Source organism: Stenotrophomonas sp., assembly GCF_050737075.1.
In the GTDB taxonomy this organism is placed as follows: Bacteria; Pseudomonadota; Gammaproteobacteria; order Xanthomonadales; family Xanthomonadaceae; genus Stenotrophomonas.
In genome coordinates this window covers 1-14298 of record NZ_JBOHXV010000110.1, presented here as the reverse complement: position 1 = coordinate 14298, position 14298 = coordinate 1, and the positions used below count along the sequence as shown (strand labels likewise).

The window sequence follows — 14298 nt, the reverse complement described above, 5'->3', positions numbered from 1 at the left end:
CCGTCGGCCGCCACATCGGTGGCGGCCGGTTCGTCCACCCAGGGCGAGGCACGCAGCGCGCGTTCCCACTCATCGGGGGCCGGCCAGTCGGTCTCTGCCTCGATCAGCCGCTGCGGCTGGCGCAGGTCCAGCCCGGCGTGCCCCTCCGATACCGCGAGCGAAGCCAGGGCGGCCGCTGCCAGCACCGCGTCGGGCGTGTCCGGGCGCAGCCGGCGCAGGCTCTGTGCCAGGGCGTGGTCGAGCGTGCGCAGGACCTTGCCGTTCTTCAGCGCATTGAGCAGGCTCATGCCTCCCCCCGTGCGCGTGCGGCGATCCGGGCCTGGGCATCCTCGCCACCGGCGAACAGGGCGTCCATGGCATCCACCAGGGCCGGGTCGAAACGGTGCGCGTACAGGCCGGGGCTGTCGGCGCGGGTGGCATCCAGGCCGCGACAGAACAGGTAGCGGATACCACCCATGTCACGCGCGTAGTCGTACGCCGCCCCCAGCCGGAAGCGCAGCCAGCGGTGCAGCGCAACGGTGTAGATCAGCGCCTGCAGGTCGTATTCGCTGTGCTGCATGGCGCTGGCCAGCCGTGCGGGGTCGTAGCCGGGCAACCGGTTGGACTTGTAGTCGAGCACGTACCAGCGCCCCTCGTGGGTGTAGGTGAGATCGATCTTGCCGGTCATCAGCCCTTCCAGCCGGCGCCGGGTGCCGAAGCCGCGACGGTCGCGGACCAGGCCGTGGGTGTGCAGCAGGGCGAGCAGCGCCGGGACCGCCGTGGACTGCATGGCGAAGTGAAACTCGATTTCGGCGCGCCGCGCGGTGGCCGGCAGCGCGTGCAGCGCACCGCCTTCGGGCAGCGGCACGGTCAGGGTCTGGCCGACCAGCGCGGTCAGCATGGCCACGCCGTCGTCGAGATCCTCGTCGGCATAGCCTTCCGCACCGAGCGAGGCGCGCAGCACCTGCGCCTCGTCGCCCGGCGCCGGCTGCCCGGCCCGCCAGCCGGCCCAGCGCGCGAAGTCGGTGTTCTCCAGTGCGTCGTGCAGCACGTTGCCGAAGCGACTGCCCATGAAGCGCGGATCGATCACCTCGTCGCCGGGCTGTGCAGCCTGTTCGGCCTCCAGGGTGACATCCACGCCCGCCGGTTCGTCGGCGGCGGGGGCGGGAATCTCGGTGGCGGCCGCGTCGGTGTCGTGGCCGGCGTCGGCATGCGCCAGCTGGGTGAAGCTGTACACCCACCAGTCGTGCGGGACGCGCCGGGTCACCGGGCGCACCGGTGGCAGCGCGCCGTCGCGTTCAAACGCCAGCTGCGGCGGGCGCAACTCCAGCGGACCCTCGACCACGGCCACCGCCGGGTCGGCGCGCAGTGCCTCCAGGTCCGACAGCATCGGCGCCAGCCGGGTTTTCGCCAGCCCCGCCAGATCGCCGGCGGCGATCCACAGCGCGTGCTCGGCGCGGGTCAGGCCCACGTAGAGCAGGCGCGCGTCCTCGGCCTCCTGCTCCTGCGTGCTGCGCGCGCTGGCGGTGCTCCAGGCCTCGTCCTTGTCCAGCTTCCAGTGCAGCTCGCGGCGGCCGTCGGCGTAGACGGTGCAGTGCGTGTCGGTGTTGGGCGCGCCGCCGCCGATGCCCACGAACGGCAGGAACACCAGCGGGTATTCCAGGCCCTTGCTCTTGTGCAAAGTGATGATCTGCACCCGGCGCGCATCCGATTCCAGCCGCAGCAGCTGCGCCTCGTCATTCTGGTCGGCGTGCGCCATCTGCACCTGCAGCCAGTCCAGCAGGCCGTGCATGCCCAGGGTCTGCGCGGCGGCCTGCTGCAGCAGTTCGCCCAGCTGCAGGTAGTTGGTCAGGCGGCGCTCGCCGTCGATCAGGCCGAGCAGGCGTTCGGCATGTTCGGCGCACAGGTCGGCGATGACCGCGAACGGTCCGCCGCGCTGCCAGCGTTCGCGCCACAGCAGCAGGCGGATCTGCATGCTGCGCTGGGTGTCGCCTTCGCGTTCCATCGCGTCGATGGCGGCCGCGTCTTCGCCGAGCAGCACGGTGGAAAGCGCGGCCCGCAGCCGGCCCTCGTCTGCCGGTTGCAGCAGCGCCAGCAGCAGCAGGCGCAGGTCCTGCGCTTCGGCGGTGGCGTACAGGCTCTGCTTGCCGGCGGCCACGGCGGGAATGCCGACCGCGCCGAGCGCCTGCTGGATGCGCGTGGCTTCGCGATGCGAACGCACCAGCACCGCGATGTCGCCCGGCTGCACCGGTTGCCCGCGCAGCAGCGCGCGGCCTTCACGGGCGTCGCTGAGCACCTGGTGGATGGCCGCCACGCAGGCATCGCCGGCCTGTTGCCGCGACGGGTCGGCCTTGAGCGCGCCGCCCTCGGGGTTGTGCAGCAGGCGCACGGTCAGGCCGGGCGCAGGCACACCGTCGCGCAGGAAATCGGCATCCACGCGGGTGCTGCCCGGGTGCACCGGTTCGAAGCAGATGTCGGTGTCGAGGAACGCATCGGCGCCGGCATTGGCATACAGCGCCTGGATGGCGCGCAGCACCGCCGGGCGTGAGCGGAAGTTGCGGTCCAGCGGCGGCGCGGGCTCGGCCTGGCGCTTGGCCTTGAGGTAGGTGTGGATGTCGCCGCCGCGGAAGCCGTAGATGGCCTGCTTGGGGTCGCCGATCAGGAACAGCGCCGGCGCGAGCCCGGCCTCGCGGGTTTCCGGCGAATCGCCGAACACGCGCTGGAAGATGCCCCACTGGCGGTCGTCGGTGTCCTGGAATTCGTCCACCAGCGCGATCCGGTACTGCGCGCGCAGCTGCTGCACCAGCACCGCGCGGTGCGGGCCGTCGAGTGCGTCGGCAACGCCGTCGATGAGGTCGTCGTAGGTCTGCACGCGGCCGGTCAGCTTCAGCGCGTCCAGCCGCGCGCGTGCCTGGTCGCGCAGCGCATGCAGGAAGGCGATGGCCTGGCCGCGCTGCCACTGCAGCAGCGCCTCGGTTGCCGCCAGATACTGGGCGAGCGCGTGCTGCAGCGGCGACTGCGGGGCCCTGCCGGCGTGCGCCTTGTTGGTGCGCGCGGTCAGTGCCTCGGCGGTGAGCCGGCCCAGTCGTTCGGTGTCTACTTCCAACGGCACGGCGGGATCGTCCTCGCCAGCCCAGCGGTGCAGCTGCACGGCCAGCGGCTCCAGCCACGCCAGCTTGTAGCTGCTGCCGTTGAGGATCTTGTTCTCCACCGCGGCGCACAGTTCGCCCAGGAAGGCCTCGCCGTGCTGGCGGTACGCGGCGGCGAAGTCGCGCGCGGCCACGGCATGCGCCGGGCGCGGGTCGTGGTCCAGGTTGGCGGGCACCGGCGGCAGCAGCGGCAATGGCTTGATCAGGGTGGGCAGGTCGGCCGCCAGCGCCTCGGGCGAGGACCACAGCCGGGTCAGCGCGTCGACCGTGGCCGCGTCGTTGGCATGCACGCGCCACAGGTCGGCGGCCAGTTCGTCGTGCAGCTCGCGCTCGTTGGGCAGCAGCGTGGGCGGGTCGAAGGTGTGGCCGCTTTCCAGCGCGTGTTCGCGCAGCACCCGCGTGCAGAAGCCATGGATGGTGAGGATCGCGGCGAGATCGATCTCGTCGGCCGCGGTCTGCAGCCGGCGTGCGAGCGCGGCCGGCGTCTCTTCGCCCAACGCGAGCTGGCGCTGCAGGATCTGCCGGGTCAGCAGCACGTCCGGGCCGTCGTCGTCGCCGGGCGCGCGCTGCACCAGCTGCGCGGCCAGCGCCAGCCGCTCGCGGATGCGCTTGCGCAACTCCTGGGTGGCCGCGTCGGTGAAGGTCACCGCCAGGATCTGGCCGATGCGCCAGCCCTTTTCCACCACCAGCCGGGTGAACAGCGTGGCCAGGGTGAAGGTCTTGCCGGTTCCGGCGCTGGCCTCGATCAGGCGCACGCCGTCCAGCGGCAGCGCCAGATACGGATCGTTGAGGAGGTCGAGAGTGCTCATGGCTGCGCCTCCTGTGCGTCGAAGCCGGCGAAGATGCGGCCCTCGCGCACGGCGGTGAACACCACGAAGCTGTTGTGCAGCAGCTGCCGGTAACTCTCCGGGGTGGCGAAGGGATCGCGCCCGCGCAGGGCGAGCTGGTAGCCGGCACCACTGGCCTCGCTCCAGCGGCGTTCGCCGCCATGCCATTGCGACCAGCCTTCGGTTTCGCGCTTGGCCTCGGCGGTGGTGTACAGCGTCCAGCCGGTCGAGGGGCCATACAGCAACGGCGCGCGCAGGCCTTCGCTGCGCAGCTGCAGCAGGCGGCGCAGTACCTCGCGGGCCTGCACGGACGGCAGCGCCGGCAGCACATGCGGGCCCAGGCCGTCGTCGCCACCGTCGTGGAACTGCACCAGCGGCAGCGCGTCGCCGGCCGCGTTGGCCAGCAGCCAGTCCAGGCCGTGGCGGATCGCGGCGCGGCCGTTGAGCGACCCCGGGCGCAGCCGGACCAGGCCGTGCGGATGCACGCCATCGACCCGGCCATGCAGGCGCACCCCGTCGATGTCCACCTCGTAGCGGCGGCTGTCGGCGTGACTGCCGTCCAGCCACTGCGCCAGCGCCTGCGCGTAGGGACGGGTCTGCGCCTGCAGCTGCGCGAACTGACGCTCGCCCAGGGCGCCGGATGGCAGCAGCGCGCGGGCGCGCAGCCGTGGGTAGAGCGGTGTGTCGTCCTGTTCCAGGGTGGCGTCGATCACCGCCTGCTGCAGCTGCAGGGTGTCGCTGCCGCGCGCGGCCATCACCAGCGGCTCCACGTCGTCGGCGTCGCCCAGCTCGTCGGGCAGGCGCAGCCCGAGGCGCAGCCCGAGGAACTGGCTGGCCGGATCGGTGAGGAAGCGGCGCAGTGCGTCCAGGCTCAGCTCGGTGTCGGTGGTCAGGTTCTCGGCGGGCGGCAGCGGCCCGCTGAACCAGGGCGCCAGCGCGCGCCGCTGCCCACCGATCGACCCGGCGGCCGGGTGCCACTGCTGGCGGTAGCTGAAGCGGCGCGGTTCGTCGCCGCCGCCGAAGGCCGCCGGCGCGAACGGCTGCAGCGAATGGCGCACCGTCAGCTGCGCGGCGGCGAGCGCCGGCTGCAGGTGGTAATCGGCCGCCGCATCGATCAGCTCGCTGACCAGCACCGACGGTTCGCGCACACTGCCATCGCGCGGGTCGGCGCCCAGATAACTCAGGTAGAACACGTCCTGCGCCGACGCGAACAGCTGCAGGAACAGGAAGCGGTCGTCTTCGCGCAGCGAGCGGTCGCCGTAGCGACGGCGCGTGGTGTCCAGTTCGGCGGTGAGCTGGTTGAGCCCGGCGGCGGGATCGCGGCGCGGGAAGTCGCCGTCGTTCAGGCCGAGCACGCAGATCACCCGGAACGGCAGCAGCCGCATCGGCACCATGCGACCAAAGCTGACCCCGCCGGTGAGCAGCGGTGCGCGGGTGTCGGCCTCGGCCAGCACGCCGGCAAAGTGCGCACGCACCACCTCCGGTGCCACCTCGCCCTGGAACGCGGCCTGTTCGGCGTCGCGCGCGAACTCGTTGATCAGCTTGCGCAGGCGCTCCAGCGCGCGCTGGCTGTTGGCCGCCTGCGGCGGCTCCGGCAACAACGCGTCCAGCAGCGCCAGCAGGCGTCTGCGCCACTGCGCCGGGGGCAGCGCCTCGCCCAGCGTCTTCTGGTACCGCGCCAGCACGCGCAGCAGGGCCAGCAGGCGGTCCAGCGCATCCAGCGCGCTGCCTTCCAGTTCCGGCCACGGGGCCACGCCGGCAATGTCGCCGTCGCCGCCGCTGGCATGGCCGAGCAGCAGGCGGTCCAGCGCGAACTGCCAGGTAAAGGCGTCGTCCTGCGGGGCCTGGTGCTGGTGGCGGTGATGCGCATCCAGTCCCCAGCGCGCGCCCGCCGCCTGCAGCCAGTCGTGCAGGCGGTCGAAGGCGGCGGCATCCAGCCCCGCCGCCTCGGCCAGCGGTGCGCTGGCCAGCAGGTCCAGCACTTCATTCAGGCCGAAGCGCGACACCGGCAACCCGAGCAGGTGCACGAACACATCGGCCAGCGGCTCGCCAGCGAGCGGGCTGGTGTCGGCCAGCGCATACGGAATGTGCTCGTCGCCACCGCTGCGGCCGCCGAACACTGCTTCCAGATACGGCACGTAGGGGTCGATGTCCGGCGCCAGCACCGCGATGTCGCGCGCCTGCAGCGGCGGGTCGAAGCGCGGGTCCTGCAGCAGCGCGCGCAGCTGGTCGTGCAGCACCTGCAGTTCGCGCAGGCGGGTGTGGCAGGCGTGCACCTGCAGGCTGGGATCGTCCAGGCGCAGTCCGTCGCGGCGCGCGCCACCGGGTTGCCCACGGCGATGGAACAGGTCGCGCTGCAGGCGGTGCAGCAGGCTGTCGGCCAAGCCGCCCTCGGCCATGTCCGGTCGCGCGTCGTCTTCGGGATCGTCATAGGCGGCGATCTCACCGGACGGGTGCACCACCTCGTAGCTGCCCAGCACCGCCATGAAGTCGCGGCCGGCCGCGCCCCAGGCCTGCAACAGGCGGTTCTCGCCGGCCTCCTCGCCAAAGGGGTCGGGCGCGCCGCTGCGCAGCTTCTCGCCCAGGGTCTGCAGATCGCCCCAGTACGCCTGGGTCGGGGTGGGCAGATAGAAATGCAGCGTGCCCACCCGCGCCTGGGTGGCCATCACCCGCAGCACGTCCGGCGAGATGTTGAGCGTGGCGAAGGCGAACACCCGCGCCGGCAGGCCCTGCGGCAACGTCTTCCCGCTGCCTTCGAAGCGGGACAGGTACGCCTCGATCCGGCGCGCACGGTACTGGTGGCCACTGGCAATGTGGCGCCACAGGATGGCCTGCGGGTCGTGCGCGTCCGCGCCGGCCTCCCAGCGCAGCAGCCAGTCGCGCCGCCACGCCTGGTACTTCTCGAACACCGCCGCCAGCTCGCCCGCCAGCGCCCAGGGCTTGAGGGGGTCGGCGTGGGACAGGTAGGTGTTCAGCGCGCGTAGTGCCGGCAGCGACATCAACGCGGGGTCGATCAGCGCGGCATACAGCTTCCAGCGCAGGGCCGCCGCGGTCAGGTCGTCATGCTCGCCCGGTACATTGGCGTTGAGCGCCCGCGCGACGAACTCGCCGGGGGTCAGGAATTCCAGGTTCGCGGCAATGCCATACTCGGCCGCCAGGGTGGACTGCAGCCAGCGCCGCATGGCCACCTGGGGGATCAACACCACTTCCGGCGCCAGAATAGACTGCCCCGGCACCGGTTCGCGCACGGTCCTGGCCAGCAGCGCGGCCAGCACGTCGAGCGCGTTGGAGTGGTACAGGCGGAAGTCTGAAGCGGGGTCGGTCATCGCGGCAGTGTGCCGCAGCGCGGCGCCAATCTCGACCCTCGCCGATACGCGTCTGCCGGCCGGTAACGCCTGTGGCCGCGCCCTCGAATTGGGACGGCACGCACTGTTGCGGCCCGGAAACCGTGTTGTGCCGGGGCTGGCCACCCCGACATGCGACAATACTGCACGGTCCAGTTCGGTTTTGTTCAGCCGCTCACCACGATCTTAGAACGTTGGAAAATTGTTAATGGCGCCCATGACGGCTTCCGCAGAATCGCTGGTGCAGTTGAACAACGTGCGTATTGATCGCGGCGGTCGGGCGATCCTGCGCGACGTTTCGCTGTCGGTACCGCGTGGCAGCATCACCGCCGTGCTCGGTCCGTCGGGCAGCGGCAAGTCGACGCTGCTGGCCGCATTGACCGGCGAACTGCGCCCGGCGGCCGGCACCGTCACCCTGTTCGGCAAACCCATTCCCACCGGCAGCAGCGCGCTTCGCGAGATGCGCCGCAGCGTCGGTGTGCTGCTGCAGGGCAATGGGCTGCTCACCGACCTGACCGTGGCCGAGAACGTCGGCCTGCCGCTGCGCACGCATACCAGGCTGCCTGCCCCGGTGCTGCGTCGGCTGGTGGACATGAAGCTGCACGCAGTGGGCCTGCTGGCCGCCGCCGATGCCTGGCCGCGCGAACTGTCCGGTGGCATGGCGCGCCGCGTGGCGCTCGCGCGCGCGCTGGCGCTGGACCCGCCGCTGATGATCTACGACGAACCGCTGACCGGGCTGGACCCGATTGCCAGCGGCGTGATCATGAGCCTGATCCAGCGCCTCAACCACAGCCTGGGCCTGACCAGCATCATCGTCAGCCACCATGTGCACGAGACGCTGCCGATCTGCGACCAGGTGATCGCGATCGCCAATGGCGGCGTCGTATTCCAGGGCACCCCGGCCGCGCTCGAGTCGAGCCAGGACCCGTTGCTGCGCCAGTTCCTGCACGGGCAGCCGGACGGCCCGATCCCGTTCGATGCCGCGCCACGCGCGAAGGTGGCCTGATGCCGTTCGTTGAAAGCACCCGTTCACTGGGCCGCGCCGGTCTGTTTTCGCTCACGGTGCTGCGCGGCTCGCTGCCCACCGCCGACTTCCTGGCCGAGCTGACCCGCGAAATCTACAAGATCGGCGCGCGCTCGCTGCCGATCATCGCGGTGGGCGGTGCCTTCGTCGGCCTGGTGCTGACGCTGCAGGGCTACCGCACGCTGACCACGTTCGGCGCCGCCGATGCGCTGTCCACGCTGCTGGGCCTGTCGCTGTACCGCGAACTGGCCCCGGTGTTGACCGCGCTGCTGTTCATTGGCCGCGCCGGCAGCTCGATCGCCGCCGAACTGGGCCTGATGCGCGCCACCGACCAGATCAAGGCGCTGGAGCTGATGGCGATCGACCCGGTGGCCAAGGTCGTGGCACCGCGCTTCTGGGCAGCGGTGCTGACCGTGCCGCTGCTGACCGGCATCTTCTGTTCGCTGGCGATCAGTGCCAGCTACTTCGAAGCGGTGCACGTGCTTGGCCTGGACAACGGCGTGTTCTGGTCGGCGCTGAGCAACAGCGTGGACTTCTGGGACGACTTCGGCGTGGCGATGCTGAAGTCGGCGATCTTCGGCGGCACCGCCGCGCTGGTCGCCTCGTATGTCGGGTTCCATGCCGAGCCCACCATTGAAGGCACCTCGGTGGCGACCACGCGCGCGGTGGTGAACGCCTCGCTGCTGGTGCTGATGTTCAACTTCGTGCTGTCGGCCATGATGTTCCGCTGACGCGCAAACCCCTTTCGCCCGGGCTTCGGCTCCGGGCACCTGATCAGATACGGTGAGATGAACATGGCCATCCGCGGTCCCAGACTCGAATTTTCCGTCGGCGCGTTCCTGCTGCTGTCGCTGGCCTCGCTGCTGGTGCTGGCGATGGCGTCCACCAACCAGCGCTGGGGCTTCGGCAACGAAGGCTATGAGCTGAAGGCGCGCTTCACCCAGATCGGCCAGCTGCGCAAGCAGGCGCCGGTAAAGATCGGCGGCGTGGTGGTTGGCCAGGTCGGCAACATCGACCTCGACCCGACCCGCTTCGATTCGATCGTGACGTTGAAGCTGGACCCGAAGTTCAAGGATCTGCCGGCCGACACCTCCGCCGGCATATTCACCAGCGGTTTGCTCGGCGAAAGCTATATCGGATTGCAGCCGGGCGGTGACCCGGACGTGCTCAAGTCCGGTGACGAGATCGTCTTCACCCAGCCGGCCGTGGATCTGATCCAGATGGTGGGCAAGTACATGTTCAGCGGTCCGGGCAATGCCGGCGCCGCTCCCCAGGAAGCTCCCGGTGCAGCCGCACCGGCAACGGAACCGCAGAAATGAAAAAGACCCTGATTTCGGCGCTGCTCGCTTCGGCCCTGCTCGCCACCCTGCCCTCGGCGTCCTTCGCCCAGGCCACTCCTGCTGCCGCCGCCGCTCCGCAGGGGCAGGCCGGCAAGGTCGTGCTCGACGCCAGCACCCGCATCCTGACCACGCTGCAGCAGCGCCGTGCGGAGTTCGACAAGAACCCGGCCGCGCTGCGCAGCTACATCGACAGCGAGCTCAACCGCACCTTCGACCGCGACTACGCGGCCCGCCTGGTGCTGGGCGCCAACGCGCGCGGTGCATCCGACGCCGACGTGAAGCTGTTCGCCGATGCCATGGCCGACAACCTGATGCAGCGCTACGGTTCGGCCCTGCTCACCATCCAGGGCAAGCCGAGCTTCCGCCTCAAGGGCGAGCAGCCGCTGCCGGGCAACCGCGGCGTCAAGGTAGCGACCGAACTGCTGCGTGCCGGCAGCGAATCGACCCCGGTCGAGTACCTGATGCGCAACGTCAACGGCCAGTGGAAGATCTTCGACGTGAACATCGAAGGCATCTCCTACGTGCAGACCTTCCGTACCCAGTTCGACGGCCCGCTGCGCCAGAAGGGCATCAAGGCTGTCGCCAACGACCTGCGTAGCGGCTCCATGCAGGCCGGGCCGGCCGGCAATGGCAAGTAACGCCAGCCTGCAGCTCGATGGTTCGCGCGCCCGCGTCGTGGGCGTGCTCGACCGTGACGCGGTGGTATCACTGTGGCCGACGCTGAAGGCACTGCCTGCGGCGGTGACCGAGCTGGACCTGACCGCGGTAACGCGCGTGGACAGTGCCGGCTTGGCGCTGCTGGCCGAGCTCACCGCACAGGCCCGCAGCAACGGGCGTACGCTGGTCCTCAACGGCACACCTGCCGGCTTCAACGAACTCAGCGCCGCCTACCGGCTGGCGCCGTCCCTGGATTTCAATGCCCCTTCTGCCGCGAGCTGACATGAACGTCATACGCACCGCCTCCCTTCTCCTGCTGGCCATGGCGCTCAGCGCCTGTGCGGCCAAGCCGGCCCGCGACAGTGCGCCGGCCAGCGTGCCCGTGGCGCCCGCAGCCGCCGAGCCCGCCGTCGCTGACGACGCCAACGCCAGTACGCCCGCTGTGACCACTGACGCTGCCGCAGGCGGCGCGGCGGCGACCGGCGTTGCTGCGGAAGGTGTTGACGGCACCGCCGCGACGACGGCTACGGGTACCGATACGCCGCCGACCGGCGCGGAAGATGACTTCGCCGCGCTGTACGGCGGGCCGGCCCCCAGCGCCGACGGCGCCGAACCGGGCCGCTCACCCTACGATCCGTGGGAAGGCTTCAACCGGCGCGTGCATGCGTTCAACAACGTGGTCGACCGCGCCGTGGCCCGCCCGTTGGCCACCGCCTACACCCACGTGGTGCCGCGCTTCGCGCGTACCGGGGTGACCAATTTCTTCAGCAACCTGCGTGCCCCGGTCACCATCACCAACCAGCTGCTGCAGGGCCGTCCGGGCGATGCCTGGGACAGCCTGGGCCGGTTCGTCATGAACTCCACGCTGGGTATCGGCGGGCTGTTCGATCCGGCCAGCCGCGCGCTGGTGCCGCGCCGCAGCGAAGACTTCGGCCAGACGCTCGGTGCCTGGGGCTGGCGCAGCTCGCGCTTCGTGGAACTGCCGTTCTTCGGCCCGCGTACCGTGCGCGATGTGTTCGGCCTGGCCGGCGACATTCCGCTGTCGCCGATCCGCACGATCGAAGACGACAAACTCCGCATCGGCCTGCAGGGCCTGCAGCTGGTCGACATGCGCTCCCAGCTGATGGCACTGGATGACATCCGCGACAGCGCCGTGGACGAGTACGCGCTGACCCGCGATGCGTGGCTGCAGCGCCGCAACTACCAGATCCAGAACGATCTGCGCGGCAAGCGCGAGCGCGGCCGCAACGACGACGACGACGCACCCATCCCGGTCGATGCGATGCCGATGCCCAACTGGGGCAATTGACCAGAAGAAAACCCCGCCATGGCGGGGTTTTTTTTTGGCTTTCCACCAGATGGTTGGCCAGCGATGGTGGATGCCCGATCAGGCGGCCAGTGCGGCGTCGATGGCGGCCAGCAGGCGGGCGTCTTCGGCCGGGACGTCGGGGGCGAAGCGGGCGATGACCTGGCCGTCGCGGCCGATCAGGAACTTCTCGAAGTTCCACAGCACGGCCGGGGCCGGGTTGACGGCAAGGTCGGGGTACTTGGCTTCCAGACCATGCAGCTTCTCGCGCATCGGGCCTTCGCCGGTGGCGGCCGGCTGGGCCTGGGTGAGCTGCTGGTACAGCGGGTGGATGTCATCGCCCGCCACGCTGATCTTGGCGAACATCGGGAAGCTGACGTTGTATTCCAGCTGGCAGAACTGCTGGATCTCCGCCTCGCTGCCCGGCTCCTGGGCCAGGAAGTTGTTGGCCGGGAAACCCAGCACTTCCAGGCCGGCCGCCTGCTTGTCGGCGTACAGCGCCTGCAGGCCTTCGTACTGCTTGGTCAGGCCGCACTTGGAGGCGACGTTGACCACCAGCAGCACCTTGCCGCGGTAGTCGGCCAGCGAGCTCGGCTGGCCTTCGATGGTGGTGACGGGAATGTCGTAGACGGTCTGGCTCACGGGTAATCCTGTGCGGAGTGAAGAGGGCACATCGGATATGTGCCCTGCAGAAGCGAAATCAATCGACGCAGATCGTGCCCTGCGCCACGCCGTTGTCGATGCGCTGGCGGCAGCCGAAGTTCTGGCTGACATCGCGCTGGCACACACCGCTCGCCTTGGCACCGGGGATTAGCTCGGCCTCACCCTGCGCCAGGCACTGCCCGGTGCAGTCGGCCTTGGCGCCGCACACCTTGCCGGCGTCGGCATAAGGCACCACGCACTGCACGCGCTGCAGGCGGCCCAGCGGCTTCAGTTCGCCGCCAGCGGCGGTGCAGGCCGCTGCGTCGGCGTTGGCCGCAGCGGCATCGCCGACGGGTGCGGTCGCGGTGGCATCGGTGCCCGTCGGCGTGGTGCTGCAACCGGCAAGCGCCAGCAGCAGGGACAACATCAAGGTAAGACGCATCGATTCAATCCTGGGTGGAAAACAAGGGGGCAAGCGCAAGCATCGCCGATCAGCTGCATGCAGTGTGTCGGCAGCACGTTTCAATCCTGCGCGGTCGGGGTCTCTTCCGCGCTCGTGTCGTCATCGTCGCCGGCCGCGTCGGACAGCAGCAGATCGGTCTGCTCGCTGCCCAGCGTTTCCACACCGCGCAGGCGGCGCTCGATGGTGCGCGTCTTGCGGCTGGCCTCGCCCAGGCTGCGGCCGACCGTGCTGATCTGCTTTTCGGCCTTTTCCAGGATGCCGGCGAACTTGCCGAACTCGCTCTTGACCGCGCCCAGCAGGCTCCAGACTTCGCTGGAGCGCTGTTCGATGGCGAGCGTGCGGAAGCCCATCTGCAGGCTGTTGAGCAGCGCGGTGACGGTGGTCGGGCCGGCCACCACCACGCGGTGCTCGCGCTGCAGCACATCGACCAGGCCGGGGCGACGGATCACTTCGGCATACAGGCCTTCGGTAGGCAGGAACATCACCGCGAAATCGGTGGTGTGCGGCGGCACGATGTACTTGTCGCAGATCGACTTGGCCTGGATGCGGATCGCGCGTTCCAGCTGCGCGCCCTGCACGCGCACGCCCTCGGCGTCGCCCTGCTCCTGCGCATCGAGCAGGCGCTCGTAGTCTTCGCGCGGGAACTTGGAATCGATCGGCAGCCACACCGGGGTGTCCTCATGGCCGCGCCCGGGCAGGCGCACGGCGATATCGACCATCTCGCCGCTGTCGGGGCGCACTTTGACGCCGCGCGCGTACTGCTCCTGGGTGAGGGTCTGTTCCAGGATGTTGTCCAGCTGCACTTCGCCCCAGCTGCCGCGGTTCTTGACGTTGGTCAGCACGCGCTTAAGGTCGCCCACGCCGGTGGCCAGCTGCTGCATCTCGCCCAGCCCGCGCTGCACCTGTTCCAGGCGGTCGGACACCAACTGGAAGGAGGCACCGAGCCGCGCTTCCAGCGTGGTCTGCAGTTTTTCGTCAACGGTGACCCGCATCTGGTCCAGCTTCTCGGCGTTGTCGCGCTGCAGGCTCATGAGCTGCTGCTCCAGCGTGGCGCGCATCTCGCCGATGCGCTGCTCGTTGCGCTGGGTCATGTCCTGCAGGCGCAGGCCCAGCGATTCACCGAGGCGCTGCTGCGATTGGCCGGTTTCTTCGCGGGCGAGGCGTGCGTCCTCGATCAACAGCTGGCGCAGCGCGGCCTGGGCAAGTCCACTTTCCTCGCGCGACTTGCGCGCGTCTTCGCCCAGCGCATCGCGCAGCAGGTCCAGGCGCTGGTCGGTGCGGGTGGAGAGGTCGGTCAGCGCGCGCGCGAAAGTTTCCAGCCGCGCGTCCTGCTGCCGGCCCAGCCCTTCGAGCTGCTCGCGCAGTTCACTGCGGCCGGTCCGCGCTTCTTCGCGCAGGGTCTGCTCAAGGCCGCCATGGCCGGAACGCCGCAGCAGGGCCACCAGCTGCAGGATGAGGACGGCACACAGCAGGCCGCCAAGGATGAGGAATTCAGGTTGCATGGCGGAAGTGTAGGCGGTGCCGGTCTCATCCGCTGCGCCTTCCGCGCCGGTGGGCCGCTCCGGAC

Annotated in this window: 11 protein-coding genes and 1 pseudogene; 6 read left to right on the top strand and 6 right to left on the bottom strand. The window is 70.1% G+C overall.

Annotation, left to right across the window (positions count from 1 at the left end; all coding sequences use genetic code 11):
- The 3 genes and pseudogenes from ACREPD_RS19280 to recC form a co-directional block, all read right to left on the bottom strand.
- Positions 1 to 287 (bottom strand): annotated as a pseudogene (locus tag ACREPD_RS19280) (exodeoxyribonuclease V subunit alpha); the annotation flags it as partial.
- Positions 284 to 3937: an exodeoxyribonuclease V subunit beta gene (recB, locus tag ACREPD_RS19275; protein ID WP_431600800.1), complete on the bottom strand. Its 3654-nt coding sequence runs from the start codon at positions 3935 to 3937 to the stop codon at positions 284 to 286. The pseudogene ACREPD_RS19280 and the gene recB, both read right to left, overlap by 4 nt.
- Positions 3934 to 7281: an exodeoxyribonuclease V subunit gamma gene (gene recC, locus ACREPD_RS19270; protein ID WP_431600799.1), complete on the bottom strand. Its 3348-nt coding sequence runs from the start codon at positions 7279 to 7281 to the stop codon at positions 3934 to 3936. Before recC ends, recB begins: the two co-directional genes overlap by 4 nt.
- 235 nt (positions 7282 to 7516) lie before the next feature.
- Between recC and ACREPD_RS19265 the strand changes: the two genes are divergently transcribed.
- From ACREPD_RS19265 to ACREPD_RS19240, 6 genes are all read left to right on the top strand, one after another.
- Entirely contained in the window at positions 7517 to 8305 is a 789-nt protein-coding gene (locus ACREPD_RS19265; protein ID WP_431600798.1) for an ABC transporter ATP-binding protein, read from the top strand.
- The gene (locus ACREPD_RS19260) at positions 8305 to 9054 is read left to right on the top strand and encodes an MlaE family lipid ABC transporter permease subunit (protein WP_421568165.1); all 750 of its coding nucleotides are present in this window, start codon (positions 8305 to 8307) and stop codon (positions 9052 to 9054) included. The genes ACREPD_RS19265 and ACREPD_RS19260 overlap by 1 nt, the downstream gene beginning before the upstream one ends.
- Positions 9055 to 9117: 63 nt before the next feature.
- Positions 9118 to 9642, top strand: coding sequence for an outer membrane lipid asymmetry maintenance protein MlaD (gene mlaD, locus ACREPD_RS19255; RefSeq protein WP_431600802.1), 525 nt, complete (start codon positions 9118 to 9120; stop codon positions 9640 to 9642).
- On the top strand, positions 9639 to 10301 hold the full coding sequence (locus ACREPD_RS19250) for an MlaC/ttg2D family ABC transporter substrate-binding protein (RefSeq protein ID WP_431600797.1): 663 nt from the start codon (positions 9639 to 9641) through the stop codon (positions 10299 to 10301). The genes mlaD and ACREPD_RS19250 overlap by 4 nt, the downstream gene beginning before the upstream one ends.
- Entirely contained in the window at positions 10291 to 10602 is a 312-nt protein-coding gene (locus tag ACREPD_RS19245) for an STAS domain-containing protein (RefSeq protein WP_431600796.1), read from the top strand. The genes ACREPD_RS19250 and ACREPD_RS19245 overlap by 11 nt, the downstream gene beginning before the upstream one ends.
- Before the next feature lies 1 nt (position 10603).
- On the top strand, positions 10604 to 11629 hold the full coding sequence (locus ACREPD_RS19240) for an MlaA family lipoprotein (protein WP_431600795.1): 1026 nt from the start codon (positions 10604 to 10606) through the stop codon (positions 11627 to 11629).
- Positions 11630 to 11707: 78 nt separating this feature from the next.
- On the opposite strand, the gene ACREPD_RS19235 is transcribed toward ACREPD_RS19240, so the two are convergent.
- The 3 genes from ACREPD_RS19235 to rmuC all read right to left on the bottom strand — a co-directional run bounded on the left by ACREPD_RS19235 (position 11708) and on the right by rmuC (position 14233).
- Positions 11708 to 12268 carry a glutathione peroxidase gene (locus tag ACREPD_RS19235; protein WP_431600794.1) on the bottom strand — a complete coding sequence of 187 codons (561 nt, stop codon included), beginning with the start codon at positions 12266 to 12268 and terminating at the stop codon, positions 11708 to 11710.
- A gap of 58 nt (positions 12269 to 12326) precedes the next feature.
- Positions 12327 to 12710, bottom strand: coding sequence for a hypothetical protein (locus tag ACREPD_RS19230; RefSeq protein WP_431600793.1), 384 nt, complete (start codon positions 12708 to 12710; stop codon positions 12327 to 12329).
- 80 nt (positions 12711 to 12790) lie between these two features.
- The gene (gene rmuC, locus ACREPD_RS19225) at positions 12791 to 14233 is read right to left on the bottom strand and encodes a DNA recombination protein RmuC (RefSeq protein WP_431600801.1); all 1443 of its coding nucleotides are present in this window, start codon (positions 14231 to 14233) and stop codon (positions 12791 to 12793) included.
- Positions 14234 to 14298: the final 65 nt, after the last annotated feature.

What these genes read in the sequence shown, in the direction of transcription:
- recB (WP_431600800.1), bottom strand. Translation starts at nt 3,937, where the DNA reads ATGAGCACTCTCGACCTCCTCAACGATCCGTATCTGGCGCTGCCGCTG.
- recC (WP_431600799.1), bottom strand. Translation starts at nt 7,281, where the DNA reads ATGACCGACCCCGCTTCAGACTTCCGCCTGTACCACTCCAACGCGCTC.
- ACREPD_RS19265 (WP_431600798.1), top strand. Translation starts at nt 7,517, where the DNA reads ATGACGGCTTCCGCAGAATCGCTGGTGCAGTTGAACAACGTGCGTATT.
- ACREPD_RS19260 (WP_421568165.1), top strand. Translation starts at nt 8,305, where the DNA reads ATGCCGTTCGTTGAAAGCACCCGTTCACTGGGCCGCGCCGGTCTGTTT.
- mlaD (WP_431600802.1), top strand. Translation starts at nt 9,118, where the DNA reads ATGGCCATCCGCGGTCCCAGACTCGAATTTTCCGTCGGCGCGTTCCTG.
- ACREPD_RS19250 (WP_431600797.1), top strand. Translation starts at nt 9,639, where the DNA reads ATGAAAAAGACCCTGATTTCGGCGCTGCTCGCTTCGGCCCTGCTCGCC.
- ACREPD_RS19245 (WP_431600796.1), top strand. Translation starts at nt 10,291, where the DNA reads ATGGCAAGTAACGCCAGCCTGCAGCTCGATGGTTCGCGCGCCCGCGTC.
- ACREPD_RS19240 (WP_431600795.1), top strand. Translation starts at nt 10,604, where the DNA reads ATGAACGTCATACGCACCGCCTCCCTTCTCCTGCTGGCCATGGCGCTC.
- ACREPD_RS19230 (WP_431600793.1), bottom strand. Translation starts at nt 12,710, where the DNA reads ATGCGTCTTACCTTGATGTTGTCCCTGCTGCTGGCGCTTGCCGGTTGC.
- rmuC (WP_431600801.1), bottom strand. Translation starts at nt 14,233, where the DNA reads ATGCAACCTGAATTCCTCATCCTTGGCGGCCTGCTGTGTGCCGTCCTC.